This is a genomic window from bacterium, assembly GCA_004322275.1.
In the GTDB taxonomy this organism is placed as follows: domain Bacteria; phylum Desulfobacterota; class Deferrisomatia; order Deferrisomatales; family BM512; genus SCTA01.
Map to the genome: position 1 here is coordinate 49,214 of SCTA01000013.1, position 19,328 is coordinate 68,541.

14 protein-coding genes are annotated in these 19,328 nt (G+C 61.1%); 6 read left to right on the forward strand and 8 right to left on the reverse strand.

Annotated elements, in window-relative coordinates:
• Window positions 1-128 precede the first annotated feature (128 nt).
• Both EPN96_03680 and EPN96_03685 read right to left on the reverse strand, forming a co-directional pair.
• Window positions 129-1,496, reverse strand: a complete 1,368-nt coding sequence (locus tag EPN96_03680; GenBank protein ID TAL17866.1) for a sigma-54-dependent Fis family transcriptional regulator — start codon at window positions 1,494-1,496, stop codon at window positions 129-131.
• The gene (locus tag EPN96_03685) at window positions 1,493-2,671 is read right to left on the reverse strand and encodes a sensor histidine kinase (GenBank protein TAL17867.1); all 1,179 of its coding nucleotides are present in this window, start codon (window positions 2,669-2,671) and stop codon (window positions 1,493-1,495) included. Before EPN96_03685 ends, EPN96_03680 begins: the two co-directional genes overlap by 4 nt.
• Window positions 2,672-2,851: 180 nt before the next feature.
• Here EPN96_03685 and EPN96_03690 point away from each other — a divergent pair, with 180 nt between their 5' ends.
• From EPN96_03690 to EPN96_03710, 5 genes are read left to right on the forward strand one after another with little or no spacing between them, the layout of a single operon-like run.
• Window positions 2,852-3,313: a universal stress protein gene (locus tag EPN96_03690; protein TAL17868.1), complete on the forward strand. Its 462-nt coding sequence runs from the start codon at window positions 2,852-2,854 to the stop codon at window positions 3,311-3,313.
• Window positions 3,314-3,317: 4 nt separating this feature from the next.
• Window positions 3,318-4,493, forward strand: a complete 1,176-nt coding sequence (locus tag EPN96_03695; protein ID TAL17869.1) for an acetate/propionate family kinase — start codon at window positions 3,318-3,320, stop codon at window positions 4,491-4,493.
• A complete protein-coding gene (gene tkt, locus EPN96_03700) occupies window positions 4,490-6,547 on the forward strand; it encodes a transketolase (protein TAL17870.1) in 2,058 nt (685 codons plus the stop codon). Before EPN96_03695 ends, tkt begins: the two co-directional genes overlap by 4 nt.
• 59 nt (window positions 6,548-6,606) lie before the next feature.
• On the forward strand, window positions 6,607-7,341 hold the full coding sequence (locus EPN96_03705) for a response regulator transcription factor (GenBank protein TAL17871.1): 735 nt from the start codon (window positions 6,607-6,609) through the stop codon (window positions 7,339-7,341).
• Between the two features lies 1 nt (window position 7,342).
• Window positions 7,343-8,731, forward strand: coding sequence for a HAMP domain-containing protein (locus EPN96_03710; GenBank protein ID TAL17872.1), 1,389 nt, complete (start codon window positions 7,343-7,345; stop codon window positions 8,729-8,731).
• On the opposite strand, the gene EPN96_03715 is transcribed toward EPN96_03710, so the two are convergent.
• From EPN96_03715 to EPN96_03725, 3 genes are read right to left on the reverse strand one after another with little or no spacing between them, the layout of a single operon-like run.
• Window positions 8,709-9,824, reverse strand: a complete 1,116-nt coding sequence (locus EPN96_03715; GenBank protein ID TAL17873.1) for a pyridine nucleotide-disulfide oxidoreductase — start codon at window positions 9,822-9,824, stop codon at window positions 8,709-8,711. The two genes, EPN96_03710 and EPN96_03715, sit on opposite strands and share 23 nt — an antisense overlap.
• Window positions 9,821-11,284 carry an FAD-dependent oxidoreductase gene (locus tag EPN96_03720; protein ID TAL17874.1) on the reverse strand — a complete coding sequence of 488 codons (1,464 nt, stop codon included), beginning with the start codon at window positions 11,282-11,284 and terminating at the stop codon, window positions 9,821-9,823. The genes EPN96_03715 and EPN96_03720 overlap by 4 nt, the downstream gene beginning before the upstream one ends.
• 5 nt (window positions 11,285-11,289) lie before the next feature.
• The gene (locus EPN96_03725) at window positions 11,290-12,072 is read right to left on the reverse strand and encodes a DUF1499 domain-containing protein (GenBank protein ID TAL17875.1); all 783 of its coding nucleotides are present in this window, start codon (window positions 12,070-12,072) and stop codon (window positions 11,290-11,292) included.
• Window positions 12,073-12,171: 99 nt separating this feature from the next.
• Here EPN96_03725 and EPN96_03730 point away from each other — a divergent pair, with 99 nt between their 5' ends.
• Complete coding sequence (locus EPN96_03730; GenBank protein TAL17876.1) at window positions 12,172-13,125, forward strand: hypothetical protein; 954 nt, start codon at window positions 12,172-12,174, stop codon at window positions 13,123-13,125.
• A 74-nt stretch (window positions 13,126-13,199) separates the two neighbouring features.
• Here EPN96_03730 and EPN96_03735 read toward each other — a convergent pair whose 3' ends face one another.
• The 3 genes from EPN96_03735 to EPN96_03745 all read right to left on the reverse strand — a co-directional run bounded on the left by EPN96_03735 (window position 13,200) and on the right by EPN96_03745 (window position 19,326).
• Entirely contained in the window at window positions 13,200-14,189 is a 990-nt protein-coding gene (locus EPN96_03735; protein TAL17877.1) for a methyltransferase domain-containing protein, read from the reverse strand.
• A 290-nt stretch (window positions 14,190-14,479) separates the two neighbouring features.
• Window positions 14,480-15,802: a tRNA (N6-isopentenyl adenosine(37)-C2)-methylthiotransferase MiaB gene (gene miaB / locus EPN96_03740; GenBank protein TAL17878.1), complete on the reverse strand. Its 1,323-nt coding sequence runs from the start codon at window positions 15,800-15,802 to the stop codon at window positions 14,480-14,482.
• Window positions 15,803-15,822: 20 nt separating this feature from the next.
• Window positions 15,823-19,326 carry a DNA polymerase III subunit alpha gene (locus EPN96_03745; GenBank protein ID TAL17879.1) on the reverse strand — a complete coding sequence of 1,168 codons (3,504 nt, stop codon included), beginning with the start codon at window positions 19,324-19,326 and terminating at the stop codon, window positions 15,823-15,825.
• Window positions 19,327-19,328 lie beyond the last annotated feature (2 nt).

The window sequence follows — 19,328 nt, forward strand, 5'->3', positions numbered from 1 at the left end:
GACTCGTGCCACAAACCGGAAAACAAAAAAACCCGCCGTTTCAGGCGGGTTTTTAGATTCAGGCCGGAGGGCCGCATAGCCCGGAAGCCCTAAATTGGGGAATAGTCCCCAATGCTGTAGAATAGTCTTCAATTTTTAGAGATAGCGAACTTCTCCATCCGGTAGAGAAGAATGTGTCTCGGGATGCGAAGGAACTGGGCCGCTTTCGTCTGGTTCCAGTTGTTCCGCTCCAGAGCCTCGATTATCAGCGCCTTTTCCGCCTCTTCGAGGCTTATGCCGCCTGGGGGAAGGACAAAGGTGAAACCGCCTTTGCCCCCGGTCTGAACCCTGGCTCCACCGTCCCTGATACCCTCTGGGAGGTCTTCGAGGCGAATCCGGTCGCTTTCCCGGAGAATCACAAGCCTTTCGAGGGTGTTTTCAAGCTCCCGGACGTTGCCTTTCCAGTAATGGTTTTTCAGCGCCTCCAGCGCCTCGGGCGCGATGGAAATTCTTGCTCCTCCGCCGAGTTTTTCCAGAAAATGTCTGACCAGCAGGGGAATGTCCTCCGGGCGCTCACGCAGTGAGGGCAGACGGACGGGGACGACGGCGAGGCGGTAATAGAGATCCTCGCGGAAACGCCCTTTGGCGATTTCCGCCTCAAGGTCGCGGTTGGTGGCCGAGATTATCCGCGCGTCGAAGCGGACCGGGGCGTTCCCCCCCACGGGCGTTATCTCCCTCTCCTGAACGGCGCGGAGCAGTTTCGGCTGAAGTTCTACGGGAAGCTCTCCGATTTCGTCGAGAAAGAGGGTTCCTCCCCCGGCGTCCTCGAACTTTCCCTTCTTGTCGCGGACGGCCCCGGTGAACGCGCCCTTCCTGTAACCGAAAAGCTCGCTTTCGAGAAGTTCCCTCGGTATCGCGGCGCAGTTTATCGCCACGAAGGGTTTTTCCGAACGGCGGCTCCGGTAGTGGATCGCCTTGGCGACGAGCTCCTTGCCCGTGCCGCTCTCGCCGGTGATGAGAACCGAAACGTCGGAATCGGCGACCTTTTCGACAAGCCGGAAGACCTCCTGCATGCGCGGGGAATCGCCGACCAGGTTCTCGAAGCCGAATTTTCGCGAAACTTCCTTTTTTAGGCGGAGGTTCTCGGTCTCCAGGGTCCGGTAGCGGAGGGCCTTTTTAACGGTGAGCTTAAGCTCGTCGCGGTTGAAGGGCTTGGTGACGTACTCGAAAGCCCCCGCCTTCATAGCCTCCACCGCCATCTCGATGGTGCCGAAGGCGGTAATCATTACGACCTGCGTGTCCGGGGAACCTTCCTTCACGCGGCGCAGAAGATCCATCCCGTCCATTCCCGGCATCTTGATATCGGTGACGACAAGGTCGAACCTTTCCCTTGCGAGGAACGAAAGGGCCTCCTCCCCGCTTCCGGCGGCGGTGACCTCGTACCCCTCCTCGGCCAAGTTGTATTCGAGGACCCTGCGGAGGCTCGCGTCGTCGTCAACCACCAGTATCCTGGTCATCCGGCGCTCTCCGGTTCCCCGGCCTCTTCCGCGAGGGGAAGGGTCAGAAGAAAGCGCGCGCCGCCCTCGGGCCGGTTAAAGGCTTCCAGCGTCCCTCCGTGAGCTTCGGCGATGCGAAGGCTGATGGCGAGGCCGAGCCCCGTTCCCTCGAATTTCGTGGTGAAGAAGGGCTCGAATATCTTCGGCAGGAGTTCGGGCGGTATTCCCGGCCCTTCGTCCTCGATGGATATCTCGGCGAGCCATCCTTCCACCTCCCGGTACTCAAGCCCCTTCACCTTGCCGGTCTTTTTGCGGCCGGTGACTGTGACGGAACCGCCCGGCGGCGACACCTGCAAGGCGTTGAGCACGAGGTTCAAAAGAACCTGCTTGAGCTGCACAGGCGACCCCCTGACGAGAAGGCCGGAATCAATGTCCAGACTGAAACCGGCGTTGTTTTTTCTGGCCTGCGGCTCGACGAGCAATACCGTCTGTCTAGCTGTCTCGCCGAGGTCCAGAAGCTCCCTCCCCTCGCTCTCCGGCCTGCTCCTGGCGAAACCGAGAAAATCCTCGACAACCTTGTCAAGGCGGTCGGTCTCACGAAGGAGTATCCCCAGAAACTCCGCCTTGGGATGGCCGGGAGGGAAGTCGTCTTTAAGTATCTCCGCCGTGCCTTTTATCGAGCCGAGAGGGTTTCGTATCTCGTGGGTAAGGGAAGCGGAAAGCTGGCCGATAGCCGAAAGGCGGTCGGCGCGCCGGAGCTGTCCTTCTATCTCCAGAATCTGGTCGGCCTGTTTTCTAAGCTCCCTGTAAGAGCGGTCCAGTTTTTCGGCTGTCTCCTGCCAGCTTTGCCTGAACTTTCGCTCCTGATCGGCGTAGTGGCCGATGAGCCCGGAAAAGACGAAATAGAGGGCTATCTCCATGAGCTGGTTCGCCAGCTCCCTGCCGACGTGGTGCCAATCCATCATGATGTGGGGCAGATAGAGGACGGCGACCAGAAAGGAGACCTTTAGCCCTCCCCTGCTCCCGAACCAGACCGCCGCCAGCCCCACCGGAATATAATAGAGGCGGCGGTAAAGGTCGTGAAGAAGCGGGAGGGTCGTCTTCGTCTGGTAATGGAGAAGCGAAACCGCCAGCACAAGCAGCAGTATGGCGATAACTCTCCCGCTTACCCCGGCTGCCTGGAACCTTGCCTTCATCTTTTCCCTCGCGAAAGTGACGTTTAACAACTGTTGACTATTCTACAACTCTCCGCGTCATTAGTAAACCGCTCCGAATCCCGCGCAAACTTCGCGTCTCCGGTTTGTCTAATCCCTCCGGCGGATTAAACTTTACTTTAATGCCCGCAGGAAACTTTCAATAAAGGGAGAAGGCGAACCATGCAGAACGTGAAGAAAATACTCGTCGTCAACAGGTCGACCAGGCAGTGCAACATGGTTACCGGCTTCGGCGTGTCTCTGGCCAAAAAGTTCAACGCAGACCTTTGCATCGTCAGCGTCGTTCACGACCCTTTCAGCGTAACCGGGTGGAATCTGCCCTTCACCTCCTTCGAGAACGAGTTCAAGAGCCTCATGTCCAAGGCCAGGGAAGAGCTCGACGACTGCATCTCGTCGGCCAAGACGATGGGCCTGAACATCAAATCTCTTGTCCGTGGGGAAAACCCCGTCGAAGCGGTCCTCAAGGTCATCGAGGAGGAGAAGATAGACCTTCTATTGCTCCCGGCGCACGAGGAGGGACGCCTCGAACACTTCCTCTTCGGCCGCACCAACGAGGAACTCGTCCGAAGGATGCCCTGCTCCATCTTCCTTTTGAAGAGCAAACCCGCCCCGGACGCCCAGTAGTTTCATGGATAAACCGCGCGTACTGACCGTCAACGGCGGCTCTTCCAGCATAAAGTTCGCGCTCTTCGAGGGGGGCGGTGAGGTAAGGAGGGTTCTCGAAGGCAGAATCGAGCGGATCGGCCTCCCCGGAGCCCGCCTCGTTTTTCCGCCTTCGGAGCTTCAGGAAATAGACGCCCCGAACCACCGGGCGGCGGCTGGCCTCCTCCTCGACCGCCTGGGAGAGCGGCTGGACTTTTCGACGTTGAAAGCCATCGGCCACAGGATTGTCCACGGAATGGACTACGCCCGCCCGGAGTTCATTACGCGGGAACTTCTCGCGGGACTTCGACGCATAGTCCCCTTCGACCCCGAGCACATGCCTTCCGAACTGGAACTCGTGGAGGAGTTAGGCCGACGCCTCCCGGGAATTCTCCAGCTTGCCTGCTTCGACACCTCCTTTCACCGCGCCATGCCGAAGGCGGCGAAACTTCTGCCCATTCCGAGGCGCTACTACGACATGGGAGTTAAAAGATACGGCTTTCACGGCCTCTCCTGCTCCTTTATCATGGAGGAGCTGGCGCGGCAGGGGGAAGAAACGGCAAACGGGCGGGTTATCATCGCCCACCTCGGCAACGGGGCCAGCCTCACGGCGGTGAGCGGCGGCAAAAGCATAGACACCAGCATGGGTTTCACCCCCGCCGGAGGGATACCGATGGGGACGAGGCCGGGGGACCTCGACCCCGGCGTCGCGTGGTTCATCATGGCGGAGGGGAAGATGACCCCGAAGCGGTTCAACGCCCTCGTAAACCACGAAGCAGGGCTTCTGGGGGTCTCTGAAACCAGCCCGGATATGGCGGACCTGCTTGTCAGTCAGACGGGAGATGAACGCGCCGCCGAGGCGGTGGAGCTTTTCTGCTACCAGGCTAAAAAGTGCGTCGGGGCGTTGGCGGCGGCGCTTGGAGGGGTGGACATTCTCGTCTTCACCGGCGGAATCGGAACCCACGCCCCCGAAATCCGCTCGCGGGTCTGCGCCGGTCTCGGTTTTCTCGGAATAGAACTGGACGAAACGAAAAACGCCGCCGGAGAAACCGTCATTTCAGCGAAAGACAGCCGCGCGAAAGTCCGCGTAATGAAGACCGACGAAGAACGTGTCATTGCCGAAGCCCTTTTCGGCAGGCTTTCCGGGGAAGAACAGCGATGATCGTGGATATCGACACCCTTTGCATAAACACCATCCGCTTCCTTTCCGTGGACGCGGTGCAAAAAGCGGGTAGCGGCCACCCCGGCCTTCCACTAGGCTCCGCGCCGATGGCCTGGGCGCTCTGGTCGCGGTTTTTAAAGCACAATCCCGCCAACCCCGGGTGGTTCGACCGCGACAGGTTCGTCCTTTCGGCGGGCCACGGCTCGATGCTCCTCTACAGTCTCCTCCACCTCACCGGCTACGGCCTTTCCCTCGACGAGATTAAAAATTTCCGCCAGTTCGGGAGCAAAACCCCCGGACACCCGGAGCGCGGCCTGACGCCGGGAGTGGAGACCACCACCGGGCCGCTCGGACAGGGGTTCGGCAACGCCGCCGGCATGGCGGTGGCCGAAGCCCACCTCGCGGTCCGCTTCAACAGGCCGGACTTCGACATAATAAACCACTACACCTACGCGCTGGTCAGCGACGGCGACCTGATGGAGGGAGTGGCCTCGGAAGCGGCTTCCCTCGCGGGTCACCTCAAGCTCGGCAAGCTCATCCTTCTCTACGACGACAACCGCGTCACCCTCGCCGCCTCGACGCAGCTCGCCTTCACCGAAAGCGCCAGGGAGAGGTTTTCCGCCTACGGCTGGCAGACGCTGACCGTGGAGGACGGCAACGACCTCGTCCAGATCGACTTCGCCCTGCGCGAGGCGAGAATGGAGACGGAACGCCCCTCGATCATCTTCGTACGCACCCACCTCGGCTACGGCTCGCCCAACAAGCAGGACACTTTTTCGGCCCACGGCGCTCCTCTGGGCGCGGAGGAGGTAAAACTTACGAAGGAGCGGTTAGGCTGGCCCTTAGAGCCTCCCTTTCTCGTGCCGGAAGAGGCGCTTGAGCAGTTTCGGCTGGCGCTTGACCTCGGGCGCGAGGCGGAGTCCGTCTGGAACGAAAGATTTTCGGAGTATGAAAGGGAATATCCCCTGCTCGCCTCGGAACTCGCCCGGTTGATAAAAGGCGCTCTTCCCGAAGGACTGGACGAGGTTCTTCCGCGCTTTCCCGCCGACCCCAAGGGCATGGCGACGAGGGTGGCCTCAAGAAAGGTTCTTGAGGCGCTCGGGCCGAAGCTGCCCTGCCTCATCGGGGGCTCGGCGGACCTAAACCCCTCCACCTTCACCGAACTGAGGGAGGCCGGGGACTTCCAGAACCCCGAAAAAGCGGTCGGCGACCTCCAGGGGGCGGTCGGCGGGGTCTGGGGTTACGCCGGGCGCAACCTCCACTTCGGCGTACGCGAGCACGCGATGGCCGCGATCCTCAACGGCATGGCCGCGCACGGCGGCCTCATCCCCTATGGCGCGACCTTCCTCACCTTTTCCGACTTCATGCGCCCGGCCCTGCGCCTCGGCGCTCTCATGGGCGCGCGCGTCGTCCACGTCTTCACCCACGACAGCCTCGCCCTCGGGGAAGACGGCCCCACCCACCAGCCGGTGGAGCACCTGATGAGCCTTAGGGCTATTCCCGGCCTCACGGTAATACGCCCCTGCGACGCCAACGAGACGGCGGCGGCGTGGAAGGTCGCGCTGGAGACGAGTGGCCCGGCCGCGCTAATCCTCACCCGCCAGAACGTCCCGACGCTGGACCGGGGCATGTTCGCCGGGGCCGAAGGGCTTCGCTACGGCGGCTACGTCCTTTCAGACCCGCCGGACGGGAAGCCGGAGCTTATTCTCATCGCCAGCGGGTCGGAGGTCGAGCTAATAGTCGAGGCGGGGAAAAGGCTACGGGAGGAGAAAATTCCGGTGCGTCTCGTCTCTATGCCGAGCTGGGAACTTTTCGAGGCGCAGCCGCGCGGCTACCGCGAAACCGTCCTTCCCCCTTCCGTCAAGGCGAGGCTGGCGGTAGAAGCGGGGGTTACGCAAGGCTGGGAGAAATACACCGGCGATGGCGGGGAGATAATCGGAGTAAACCGCTTCGGCGCTTCCGCCCCGGGCGCGGTGGTGATGAAAAAGTACGGCTTCACCGCCGAAAACGTCTACCAAAGGGCGAAAACGCTGCTAGCCGAGGGGCTTGATTAAAGTCAAAACCTTCACACTTCTTTACACGCTGAAAAGCTCCTTTCCGCTACACTGATAGCATGGGAAATCCGGAAGAAAACCTGATTCTGGTCATCGACGACGACGTAGAGTTGTGCGAACTTCTCGTGACATACCTCGGTCAGGAGGGGTTTCGCGTGGATACCGCCAACGACGCCATGAAGGGGGTCGAGCTCGCCCTCTCGGGCGGTTATTCGCTCGTGGTTCTGGACGTGATGCTGCCCGTGATGAGCGGGCTGGACGTTCTCCGGCGTATCAGGGAGAAATCGAAGGTGCCGGTACTCATGCTCACGGCGCGGGGCGAAGAGGTCGATCGCATCGTCGGGCTTGAGCTCGGCGCGGACGACTACCTCCCCAAGCCCTTCAACCCCCGCGAGCTTGTCGCCCGTATCCGCGCGGTGCAAAGGCGGGCGGGCAATTCCTTCACCGCCGGTCAGAGCGCCGCCGAACGTCTGCTCGTCGTCGGAGACGTGGAACTGGACCCCGGCGCCCGCGTGGCGCGAAGAGGCGGCGTCCCGGTAAATCTCACCTCCCTGGAATTTTCCCTGCTGGAATTTCTCCTTCGCCGCTCCGGGCAGATCGTCTCCCGCGACGAGCTGGCGCTCGCGGTCCTCGACCGCACCCTTTCCCCCTACGACCGGTCCATAGACGTGCACATGAGCAGCCTTCGCCGCAAGCTCGGCCACCGTACGGGCGAAACCGAGAGGATACGGACGATACGCGGCGTCGGCTATCTCTACGCCCTGGCCTCCGGCAACGAAGAGCGAAGGACCTGACGTGCGCAGCCTCTTTTTGCGGATATTCCTGAGTTTTCTCGGCGCGACCCTCCTTATAGGCGGGGTTCTGGTCGTGCTCGCCCTGACCGCCGACCCCCACCGGGCGGAGTTCATCCGCCACGAAGAGCGCCTGACTAACGCCGGGAATAAGTTTGCCGCCGCCTACCGGGAGGGCGGCGCGGAGGCGCTGAGGGCGAGCGTGGCCGAAGAGAAAATCGGGCGCGGGACGGGAGCGGTCATTCTCTTTCGCAACGGAATCGATCCCCTCGACACCCCTTCGATACCGCGCAAGGCCGCCAAGCTGGCCGCAAAAGCCGCAGCGACCGGGCAAAGGGAGATCGACGTGGGCAAAAACGGTCTCTGGATCGCCCTGCCGCTCGACGAAGACTACGTGCTGGTTGCGGAGTTACAGCCGCCCTCCGACTGGCAGCGCTTTACCGACCCTTACGGCCTCGGCCTTCGCCTTTTGTCGGTCTTCCTCATCGTCGTGGGCGTCTCCTGGTTTCTCGCCCGCTCCCTCAGCGGCCCCATCCGCAAGCTGCGCCACGCCACACAGGAACTGGCGAAGGGGAATCTCTCCGTGCGCGTCGCACCCTCACTCGGCGGGAGATTCGACGAGACCGCGCAGCTCGGGCGGGATTTCGACCTGATGGCGGAGCGCATCGAAACCCTTCTGACCTCCCAGCGCAGGCTTCTGCGGGACATCTCCCACGAGCTTCGCTCGCCGCTGGCCAGACTCAACGTCGCGCTCGGCATAGCACGGCCGAAAGCTGGGAGCGAGGCAACCCTCGCACTGGACAGGATAGAGCGGGAGGCGGAGGTTCTGAACGAGCTCATCGGCCACCTGCTTACTCTGGCGTCGCTCGAAGCGGGCGAGATTGGCGAACGCGCCCTCGTCCCGCTGCAGCTTCTGGTGCGGGAGGTTTCGGACGATGCCGACTTCGAGGCGAAGGGGCGCGGCTGCGGAGTCAGGGTGGCCGAGGACTCACCGCTCTTCGCGGAGGGCTCCCAGACCCTCCTCCACAGCGCCGTGGAGAACGTAATACGAAACGCCGTCCGTTTCACGAAAGAGGGCAGCGAGGTGGAGGTGCGCCTCAGGCGGAAAGAGGGCGGCGAGACCGGTCTGGCGGTCGTCTCCGTGAGGGATTTCGGTCCCGGCGTGCCGGAAAGCGCCCTTGAAAACCTCTTCGAGCCCTTCTACAGGGTCGCCGAGGCGCGGGACCGCCAGAGCGGCGGGGCGGGAATAGGGCTCGCGATAACGAAAAGAGCCATAAGTCTCCACAACGGCAGGGTGAAAGCCTTCAACGCTCCGGGAGGCGGCCTGGAAGTGACCATAGAACTCCCGCTTGCGAAGGAATCTTCGTACGTCAAGCCCGGTGCTTTGCCATAAAAGAGGTGTCCAGCCGGTTTTTCAGCCAGAGCGCCCATTCCCCCCGGGCGACAAGATTTCCCCTTACGAAAAGGCCGGTCCCGTCGCCGAGATTGAGTATCAGAAGGTACTTTTTCTGCGGCCGAAAGCGGGTCAACTCTCCTCCGGTCAGCGCGGCGAAGAGGTTCCGGTAGAGTACCGGCGCCTGCCTCACCGCGTAAACGCCCACCTTCGGCAGTGGATGGCCGGGATTCGTCACACAGTCCCCTCCCCCGAAAATCTCATGGTATTTCGGGTGCCTGAGAAAATCGTCTATTTCCAGCCCCTCCGAGGAACCGGCGGAGAGCCCCGAATTCTTGAAGATGGGGGGCACAGAGACGCCGGTAGCGAGGAAGGTGAAATCAGCCGGGACAACCTCGCCGGTTTCGAGCGATACCCCGGATTTTCCTATTTCTTTGACCCTTCCGCCGGTGACTATCCGTATCCCGCGCTTTTCAAGGGAGCTTCTCGCGTACTCGGAAGCCTTTTGCGGGAAAGCTCCGAGAATTCTTTCTCCGCCCTCGATTACGGTTATGGAGCCCTCGTTCCCGCCTTCCTTCGAGAGCCGCCAGAGGTTTCCCGCTACCTCGACCCCCGCGGGGCCGCCTCCAACGACGGCGAAATTGAGTTTTTTGCGGGCAAGAGCCAGAATTTCGTTGCGGGCTTTAAAGAGATTGCTTATCGGCTTTACCGGACGGGCGAACTCCCGCGCTCCGGAGATTTTACCGATCTCCACGCGGCCGCCGACGTTGAAGGAGACGATATCGTAGGAAAGCCCGGAGCCGTCTTCGAGGGTGAGCGACTTTTCCTCGGGATTTACGGCCTTCACCGCACCTTTTATGAAGTCGGCGCAGCCCCTTTCAGACAAACTGCGAAGGTCGAAGCGGGTCTGGGCGGGCTGATAGATTCCCGAAAGGAGGCCGGGGCCCATCCCCGAGTAATACTGGTACTCCTCGGGAGAGACAAGTATGACCCTCACTCCGGCTTTCTGAAGCTCAAGCGCCCTCGCAAGGATGTAGACATGAGCGTGGCCTCCCCCTGCCAGCACCAGAATCTTCTGTCCTTTGTTCGTCATGCTTCGGGCAACTCGCAGCCCCTGCCTTTGAGGTTGAAGAGGAAGGTTAGGAGGGATTTCGTCCTCTCGCTGAAGAGTTTCTCGGCGTAATACGACCCCATCGCGCGTTTAGAGATCTCGGAGAGGGTGGGATAGACGTGGACGCCTCCGGCGATGGTCGAGAGCTTCGCCCCGCCGCTGACCGCCAGAATCCACTCGTGGATGAGTTCCCCGGCGCTCGCGCCCACAATCTGGCAGCCCAGCAGCTTGCCCCTAGGGGTGATCAGCACCTTGATAAACCCTTCCGCCTCGCTTTCGGCGAGGGCGCGGTCGTTTTCAGCGAAGCGCTCGGTCAGTACCCGGTACTCCAGCCCCTCCTCTATGGCGCGTTTCTCGCTCAGCCCCACGCTGGCTACCTCCGGGTCGCAAAAGGTGCACCAGGGAATTTTTCCGTAATCCGCCTTTCGCGGCAGGTGAAGGACAGAGTTGGTGAGGGCTATCCCCCCCTCGTAGCCCGCGACGTGGGTGAAGGGAAAGACGCCGTTTACGTCGCCGCAGGCGTAGATGTGCGGGATATTCGTCCGCAGCCTCGCATCGGCGGGGACTCCCTTTGCGGAAAACCCGACTCCGGCGGCTTCCAGATTCAGCCCTCCGACGTTGGGCTTTCGCCCCGTCGCAACGAGGAGGGCGTTGGCTTCGAGAAAGCGCTCCTCACCGCCGGAGGAGGGTGAAACGGTGAGTTTCACGCCCATGAGACTCTTTTGTGCGCGAACAGCCTTTGTCGAGGTGAGAAGTTCCATTCCCTCCGTCAGCAGCCGCTCCCGGACTACCCCGGCTACGTCCGAATCCTCGGCCCCCAGAATCTGGTCCATAAACTCGACGACCGTAACCATCGAGCCGAGGCGCTGGAAGGACTGGGCCAGTTCGATGCCTACGGGGCCGCCCCCGAGGACGATAAGTTTTTCCGGCAGCTCCCGCTGTGAAAATACCGTCTCGTTCGTCCAGTAGGGAACCTCCGCAAGCCCCTCGACAGGAGGGATGGCCGGGGAAGAACCGGTGGAAAGCACCCAGCTTCGGGCGGAAATCCTCTCGCCTCCGGCCTCCACCGTGTGACCGTCAACAAATGAGGCATTTCCGAAGAGGACCTTTACCCCGAGGCCGCAGAAGCGCTCAGGCGAATCGTGGGCCTGTATCCTGTCTATCACCCTCTGGACCCTGTCCATGACGGAGCCGAGGTCTATTTCGGGAATTTCAAGGCAGGGAAGGCCGAACTCCCTCGAACGCCGGGCCAGAGAGAGAACCTTCGCGGTTTTGATGAGGGTCTTGGAGGGAACGCACCCGGTGTGGAGGCAGTCGCCGCCGAGGCGCTCCGATTTTTCGACGAGCAGGACTTTCGCCCCGAAGCGCGCCGCCCCGGCCGCCACGGTCAGCCCCGCCGCCCCGCCGCCGATTACGCCTATGTCGTAGTCGTACCTCGCCATCTTTTTCAGGACTCCCGGGCGAGGCGGGCCAGATATTTTTCGATGCGCTTCGCGTTGGCGCCCACGTCGCTCTTCCCCACCCGCGAGACGGAGCGTACATCCACTTTGCTGCCGGGGCCGTTCGGCCTTATGCGTATGATGATGTCATCCTTGAAGCCGAACCAGAGGGTTGTATCCGTGGCCTCGATGCGCCCCGAGGTCATGTCCGCCGAGACCACCTGCCAGCCGAGGCCGATGGCGGCGTTCAGAGCCTTGCGGAAAGCCTCCGAGGGCGGGTCGTCGAGGATTTTCGGAACTACGGAGGGGTATGCCTTCCTCTGCTGGGCGGCGATCTCCTCGCCCCCGTACTCGGCAGTATTCGGCGCGCTTTGCCTTATGGGGAGAATGGCGTCGAAGCGGGGAGGGTCCTCCCAGTCGGTGGTTATGTCGTGGATGACGGGAACGCTCTTGGCCATGCGGTACCATTTAAACGGAATGCCAGCCGATACGAGGCCGATAAGGATGCCCAGAAGGGCCAGGGTGAAGAAAACCCCCTTGGCGGGAAAGGCTGAAACCAGTGAGAGCAGGATTCCGATAACCCCCAGCACCACCGCGGCGCGAAGGAATAAAAACCCCGTGCGAAAGTCCCAGAACCCCCACCTCGTCCCGAGCCCCGCCATAACGAGAGAAATTACTGCGAGCAGCGAGACCGCGAACCCGTAACCCGCCCATCCGGCGACCCTTATCTCCACTGCTTTTCTCCCGTTGCGTTCAAGTCCTGGGCAGCCCCGGACGATAACAAAAATCATACTGCGACGAAGGCCGATTGCAAGAATGCGGGGGCTTGCTTCGACCCGGCTCCCGTGAGAAAATCAGGGCCGCCGCAAACAGCCTTGAAGGAGAAGCCTATGAAAATCAGATTTTACATAATGTGCCTTGTGCTGCTCGCCGGTATCGGCGGTCTCTTCGGTTGCAGCGTCAGTGCGACGGACAGTGGCGACGGAGGCGGAGGAGTGATCATCCCCGCCGGTTACGACGGTGCCACCACTCCCGCCGTTCTCACTCCGGCGAACGCCGAGACCCTTACGGACAACGTCGTTTCTTTCGATAATCCCGCCAGTTACATAGTTTTCAGGAACGCGGGCGGCGAGACCTCCGGCAGGGAAAATCTGCGCGGCCTTGCGAAGGTAAGCAGCCTCGCCCGCGACGTCAGGTCTCTTGTCCGCACCGCCGGAGCAACGAAAATAATACCCGGCGAATTTTCCGGCAGCGCCTTCGTCACCTACACCGAGACCTACACCACCTATAACGCTACTGTGGAATTCACCAACTTCTCCGATTCCGCCGACGCCCCTCCCCTCTACGGAACGGTCTACGTCTCGGAAACGTGGAGCGTTTCCGGCTCTACCACCAAGGGGACGGTCAACGCCACCTTCGCCGACAATTTCTGGGCCGGACCGGTCAAGGTCACCGGCTCCTTTCGGCTCGCCTACACCGAGAGCGCAAGCTACGTAAAAGACATGGTTACTATGAACCTTCTCTACGAAGACACCTCGCTCGGATACTCCCTCGCGTACAGCAACCTCGTCTTCACCGATGATACCGACTACGTAAACGAGCTGGCGACCCAGTCCCTGAACGGCAGAATCTACGACAGCGATTACGGCTACGTCGTCATCGACACCGCCGAGCCGGTCGTGATGGATACCGTTACCGGCTTTTATTACGACGGGGAAATTTTCATCGACGGAACCAGCGGCTCCTCCGTCTGGCTTCTCTTTACCGGCAACGACATCATCGCAAGGCTGGAGGCGGGAGACGACAACCTCTTCGACGACCTGCCCCCGTGGTACGCGAACTGAGATAGCCAAACCTTTGAAACTGAAAATGCCCGCGAAAGCGGGCATTTTTATTGGCAGACGTGTAAAAAACCTCATCAACCTCTGGTGAAAGCCCCGAAGTGGCGGGACTGGCCGCCGATGAGGGTGAAGTGGGGGGCGAAGCGGGATTCGGTCAGGATTCTGGCGGTGTTTCCGCCGATGCGAAGCGCCTTTCCGGTCTCGAAGAGGTTCTCTTCGTCGAGGGCGAAGCGGTTCGGGAAGCCCTCCACCGTGCCCTTGTAGATTGCGGCCTGCCCGTAGTCCTCCTCCCCCTCTTCGAGGGAGCGGATGCGGAAGAGGCGGAAGGTGACGGCGCGGAAAGTCGCCCCGGAGAGCTTTTCGCAAAGAGAGGTGTCGGTGATTTCAAGGGGGAGGCTCACCACTATGCGCGGGTCGCGAAAACCCGCCGAGCGCACCAACCGGAGGAAATCTCCGAGGTAGACGGCCCCGCCGAGCTCTTCGCGCTTTAGCTCCTCGTCGCTCTCGACCTCTTTGGGTAGCCTCCGGTCGCAGTACACGTCGGAGAACTGGAACTCTCCGCCGCTCTTCAGCACCCGGAAGACCTCCCGAAGAACTTTTAGCTTGTCGCTCACGTGACCGAGCGCCCGGTTAGAGATTACCACGTCGAAATCCTCGTCGTAGAGACCGGCGTCGGCCAGGGAGTCTATGCTGCCCTGACGGAAGGCGACGTTGGGCTCAATAAATCCGAAATTCTCCATTATGGTGTTTATGGCCTTGCGGGCGACGGCGAGGGCGGCCTGCTCGGTATCGAGCCCCATGACGTACCCCTTCGGACCGGCGAGGGCGGCGCACAAAAAAACGTCGCGCCCGGTTCCGCACCCCAGATCCAGTATCCGCGAACCCCCGATAGCCTCCGGAATAGGGCTCCCGCAGCCCGAGAACCTTCCGGTCACCTCCGGGGTTATCCTTTCGAGTATCCCCGAGAGCCTCTCGCGGGAAACCTCGCAGATATCCTCCGCCACGGCGGCGGGACGAAAGGCCCTGCCGAAAGAGGTTCTGATAATGTCGATGGGTTTGTCCGTCATGGCTTCACCTTTTTCGACCGAAATAGTGTAAAACTACCTTGCGCGCCATGAGCCCGTGGCGATTTGCGCGCTCGCCGAGCGATGAACGAGCGTTTTGGCGCAAAGGGGGCGCGCCTTTTCTTCCCACCGCTTCTTTTGGGCGGTCAAAAGAAGCGGTGCCGGGCGCGGGCGGGTAGCCCGCAAGCTGTAGACAGATGGGCTAAAGCCCATCCTACCTTCTCAAAGGTGGCCAGGGGCGCGGGGCAAAGCCACGCAAACTATAGATTGGTGGGCCGAGCCCACCCTACCTTCTACGCCAACTCCCCCGTCATCGAATTAATCCACGACCTTGTAACCCTAACAAGAACTTCTCTGCCCGCAAGCGCCTCCGGCCCCTCGAAATTCACGATCCGGTTGTGCGGGGTGCGCCCGGTGAGCTGCCCCTCGCCCGCCTTTGAGCGCCCCTCAACCAGCACCTCAAAGGTTCCCCCGACGCACTCGCGGTTCTTGAGTATGGTGTGCTCCTGCTGGAGAGCTTGGAGCACGGCGAGGCGCTCTTCCTTTATCGCTTCGGGGATGGTGTCGGCCATGTCGAAGGCCTTGGTTCCCTTGCGCGGGGAGAATTTAAAGCTGAAAAGGCCGTCGAAGACCACTTTTCGCATGATATCGAGGGTCGCCTGAAAATCCTCGACGCTCTCGCCGGGGAAACCGACGATGAGGTCGGTGGTTATCGCTATGTCGGGCCTCGCAGCTCTCAGCTTTTCTATGAGCCCGAGGTAGTGGCCGGAGGTGTAGCGCCTGTTCATCGCTTTTAGCACCTCGTCGGAGCCGGACTGGAGCGGGAGATGTATGTGAGGCATCGCCTTTTTCTCCTCGGCGAAGATGGCGATGAGGTCGTCGGTGAGGTCCTTGGGGTGGCTGGTGGTGAAACGTAGCCGTTTTATCCCTTCGACCGCCGAGACGCGCCTTATAAGCTCCGCGAAGTCGGCCCCGTCTCCACCTTTGAGTCCGTAGGAGTTGACGTTCTGCCCCAGGAGCGTTATCTCGCGGACGCCGGACGCGGCGAGCCTTTCGGCCTCGGCCACTATCCCGGCGCTGGAGCGGGAAAGCTCCCTGCCCCGCACGAAGGGGACTATGCAGTAGGAGCAGTAGTTGTCGCACCCCTGCATGACGGTGATGAAAGCCTTGAGCCCCTCGCCTTTAGTGTGGACATAGAGTTTTTCCATCGAAGCCGCGTCGGCCTGCATCCCGATCCATACAGGCTTTTTCTTGCGTTCCCTCACCTTTTGCACCATCTCGGGTATCTGGTGCATGGTCTGAGTGCCGAAAACGAAATCGACGAAGGGGACACGGGTGAAGACCTTTTGCCCCTCGGACTGAGCCATGCAGCCGCCGACGCCGATGATGAGGTCCGGGCGTTCTTTTTTGAGGAGCCGCCAGCGCCCTATCTGCGAGTAGGCTTTCTGCTCCGCCTTCTCGCGGATGGCGCAGGTGTTCACCAGTATTACTCCGGCGTCGGAGGGTCCCTCGGCCCGGACGAACCCCGCGCCCTCCATCATGGAGGCTATCGCGGCGCTGTCGTGGTCGTTCATCTGACAGCCGAAGGTCTGAATATAGAAGGTCCGTCTCTCCATAGAGTTTTCTTTTACCGCGCCTATTTGAAGGAGACCACGTCGGCCCCGAAAAGGTTCTTGAGCGATTTTTTGAAGTGCATCGAGGGCGCGACGCTTAGGTTTTTGGGGAGCCTGAGCGCCACCAGGGCCTTACCGGGGAACTCCACGTCCACGAAGACGGGGCAGTCGCCCTTGAATTCGCCGGAGACGATCACCCGGTGGAGCGCCTCGATGTCAGCCTCGGAGTGCATCCCGGCGTTCATGCGTATGCGCACCTCGCGTGTCATTTCCGCCGTCGCGTCGCTTAGCGGGACTATCTTGTCGGCTATAACCTTCACCGAATCCTCGGATTTTTCCAGTTTGCCCCGGATGATTACCGGCGCGTCGGAGCGAAGGAGCGTTGCGCACGCCTCGAAGGTCTTGGGGAAGACCACCAGCTCGATGGCGCCCTCCATGTCCTCCAGGGTGGCAATCGCCATCCTGTTTCCCGTCTTGGTGACCTTTTCTTTCAGCGACGAGATAGCGCCGCCGACCGTGACCTGGCTCTGATCCGCGCCCGCCTCCGCAACCGCCGCGATGGTGCCGTCGGTGTACAGCTCCAGCAGGTCGCTCCACTCGCGAAGAGGATGGCCCGAGACGTAAAAGCCGAGCAGCTCCTTTTCGGCGCGCAGCTTGTCCGCCGCCGAGAGATCGGGGATGTCGGGCAGGTGGTCGGTCTTGTCCGGCTCCGCCCCGCTCGCAGGGGTCGTGGAAAGTATACCGAAGAAATTGGTCTGGCCGCGCGCCCTGTCGCGCTGAAGGGCGGCGGAGCGCTCCATCGCCATGTCGAGATAGGCCAGGTACTGTGAACGGAGGCCGCCGAGGGAATCGAAAGCGCCGCAGTGGATAAGGCTCTCGATAACCTTCCTGTTGGTCCGCCGAAGGTCCACCCTCTCGCAAAAATCCATCAGTCCCAGGAAGGGGCCGTCCTTGCGGCGCGCTTCGAGCACCGCCTCTATCGCTCCCTCGCCGGCGTTTTTCACCGCCGCGAGGCCGAAGCGTATCTTGTCTCCCGCCACGTCGAAGAAGAGGCCGGATTCGTTCACGTCGGGGGGAAGGACGTTTATCCCCATCTCCCTGCACTCGACCAAGTCTTTTACTATCTTGTCGGAGTGGGCGCGGTCGTTGGTGAGCAGGGAGGCCATGAACTCGACGGGATAATGGGCCTTGAGCCACGCCGTCTGGCAGGTTATCACCGCGTAGGCGGCGGAGTGCGACTTGTTGAAGCCGTAGTTGGCGAACTCCGCCATCAGGTCGAAGATTCTCTTCGCCTTCTCCTCGGGAATTTTGTTCTCCCTCGCGCCGCTGAGAAAACGCTCCTTTTGCTTCTCCATTTCCTCGGCGATCTTCTTGCCCATCGCGCGCCGCAGAAGATCGGCCTCGCCGAGGGTGTAGTTCGCGAGGACCTGGGCCACCTTCATGACCTGTTCCTGATAGAGGATGATGCCGTAGGAGTCTTTCAGTATCGGTTCGAGCTCGGGCACCTCGTAGACGGTGGGAATCTCGCCGTGCTTTCGCTTGATGAAATCCTCCACCATCCCCGAGCCGAGAGGACCGGGACGGTAGAGGGCGACGAGGGCGATTATGTCCTCGAAGACCGAAGGGCGAAGGTTGATCATCAGCTCCTTCATGCCGGAGGATTCAAGCTGGAAGACGCCGGTGGTCTGCCCCTTGCAGAGAAGCTCGAAAACCTTCTGGTCCTCCAGCGGAATCTTGTCGATGTCTATCTTGCCGCCCTCTGGGAGGCGGCGGTTGATCATGTCTACCGCGCCCTGTATGACGGTGAGGGTCTTCAGGCCGAGAAAGTCGAACTTGATCAGCCCTATCGTCTCCACCGCCTTCATGGCGAACTGGGTGACGGTTTCACCCTCTTTTCCGTTGTAGACCGGGAGGTAATCGACGAGGGGGCGGTTGGAGATGACGACTCCCGCCGCGTGGGTTGAGGCGTGGCGGTTGAGCCCTTCGAGCCGCAGGGAGTGGGTCATGAGCTCCGCGACCCTCGCGTCAGCCTCCATCATCTCCCGGATCCTCGGCTCTTCCTTCACCGCCTCTTCGAGGGTGATGCCGAGCCTGTCGGGAACGAGCTTGGCGATCTTGTCCACCTCTGCGAGCGGGATGTCTAGCGCCCTTCCCACGTCGCGTATGACCGCGCGGGCGAGCATCTTTCCGAAGGTGGTTATCTGCGCCACCTGATCTACGCCGTAGCGCTCGGTGACGTACTCGATCACCCGCTGGCGGTTCTCGAAGCAGAAGTCTACGTCTATATCAGGGAGGGATATGCGTTCGGGGTTCAGGAACCTCTCGAAGAGAAGGTCATACGGAATCGGGTCAATGTTGGTTATCCGAAGAGCCCAGGCGACGAGGCTTCCCGCCGCCGAGCCGCGCCCCGGCCCCACCGGCACGGAGTTGTTCTTCGCCCAGTTGATGAAATCCTGAACTATGAGGAAGTAGCCGGGAAATTTCATCTCCCGGATGACTTTAAGCTCTATCTCCAGCCTCTCGCGGTAGCGCTCCCCGGTGGCTTTTTGGGTCTCTTCCGAGTCGAAGCTCATCTCGGAGAGGCGCTTTTCGAGCCCTTCCCTCGCGAGCCTGTCGAGGGTGTCGTCGAGGCTCTCCTCGCGGTCCTGCTTGTACTTCGGGAAGTGCGTGGTCTTGAAATCCAGTTCGAGATTGCACCTGTCGGCGATTACCATCGTGTTCGCAATCGCCTCGGGGCAGTAGGAGAAGAGTTCCGCCATCTCCTCGGGGCTGCGCAGGTAGAAAGCGTCGGTCTCCATCCTCATCCGGTTTTCCGCGGAGAGGGTCTTCCCCGTCTGGATGCACATCAGCACTTCGTGGCTGAGCGCGTCCTTCTGTTCGAGGTAGTGGCAGTCGTTGGTGGCGACGAGCGGAACCGATATCTCTTTGCTCAGGACCATCAGCGCTTCGTTGACCTTCCGCTGCTCGGGGAGGCCGTTTTCCATCATCTCCAGATAGTAATTCCCCTCGCCGAAGATCTTCAGATGCTCTTTGGCTATCTCTTTCGCCTTTTCCATCCTCCCCTTGCGGATGTTAAAGGGGACTTCGCCCTGGAGACACGCCGAAAGCGCGATAAGCCCCTCCGAATGGGCGGCCAGAAGCTCTCTGTCCATGCGGGGCTTGTAGTAGAAGCCGTGGCGGTTGGCGGCGCTCACGAGACGGCAGAGGTTCCGGTACCCCTTCTCGTTTCTGGCCAACAGAATTAAATGATAATAGTGCTCGCCGTCGGGGCCGGGGGAGCGGTCGCGCATGTTTCCCGGCGCGATGTACGCCTCGCAGCCGATAATCGGCTTTATCCCCGCCTTCAGGGCGTCCTTGTAGAAATCCACCGTGCCGAACATAGCGCCGTGGTCGGTCATGGCGAGCGAGGGGAAGCGGAACTCCTTCGCCTTTTTGAAAAGGTCCGAAAGGCGTATCGCACCGTCCAGCAGGCTGTATTCCGTGTGGAGGTGAAGATGGGTAAAGGAAGCGTGGGATCTGTCAGACATAT

What these genes read in the sequence shown, in the direction of transcription:
- EPN96_03680 (TAL17866.1), bottom strand. Translation starts at nt 1,496, where the DNA reads ATGACCAGGATACTGGTGGTTGACGACGACGCGAGCCTCCGCAGGGTC.
- EPN96_03685 (TAL17867.1), bottom strand. Translation starts at nt 2,671, where the DNA reads ATGAAGGCAAGGTTCCAGGCAGCCGGGGTAAGCGGGAGAGTTATCGCC.
- EPN96_03690 (TAL17868.1), top strand. Translation starts at nt 2,852, where the DNA reads ATGCAGAACGTGAAGAAAATACTCGTCGTCAACAGGTCGACCAGGCAG.
- EPN96_03695 (TAL17869.1), top strand. Translation starts at nt 3,318, where the DNA reads ATGGATAAACCGCGCGTACTGACCGTCAACGGCGGCTCTTCCAGCATA.
- tkt (TAL17870.1), top strand. Translation starts at nt 4,490, where the DNA reads ATGATCGTGGATATCGACACCCTTTGCATAAACACCATCCGCTTCCTT.
- EPN96_03705 (TAL17871.1), top strand. Translation starts at nt 6,607, where the DNA reads ATGGGAAATCCGGAAGAAAACCTGATTCTGGTCATCGACGACGACGTA.
- EPN96_03715 (TAL17873.1), bottom strand. Translation starts at nt 9,824, where the DNA reads ATGACGAACAAAGGACAGAAGATTCTGGTGCTGGCAGGGGGAGGCCAC.
- EPN96_03720 (TAL17874.1), bottom strand. Translation starts at nt 11,284, where the DNA reads ATGGCGAGGTACGACTACGACATAGGCGTAATCGGCGGCGGGGCGGCG.
- EPN96_03725 (TAL17875.1), bottom strand. Translation starts at nt 12,072, where the DNA reads ATGATTTTTGTTATCGTCCGGGGCTGCCCAGGACTTGAACGCAACGGG.
- EPN96_03730 (TAL17876.1), top strand. Translation starts at nt 12,172, where the DNA reads ATGAAAATCAGATTTTACATAATGTGCCTTGTGCTGCTCGCCGGTATC.
- EPN96_03735 (TAL17877.1), bottom strand. Translation starts at nt 14,189, where the DNA reads ATGACGGACAAACCCATCGACATTATCAGAACCTCTTTCGGCAGGGCC.
- miaB (TAL17878.1), bottom strand. Translation starts at nt 15,802, where the DNA reads ATGGAGAGACGGACCTTCTATATTCAGACCTTCGGCTGTCAGATGAAC.
- EPN96_03745 (TAL17879.1), bottom strand. Translation starts at nt 19,326, where the DNA reads ATGTCTGACAGATCCCACGCTTCCTTTACCCATCTTCACCTCCACACG.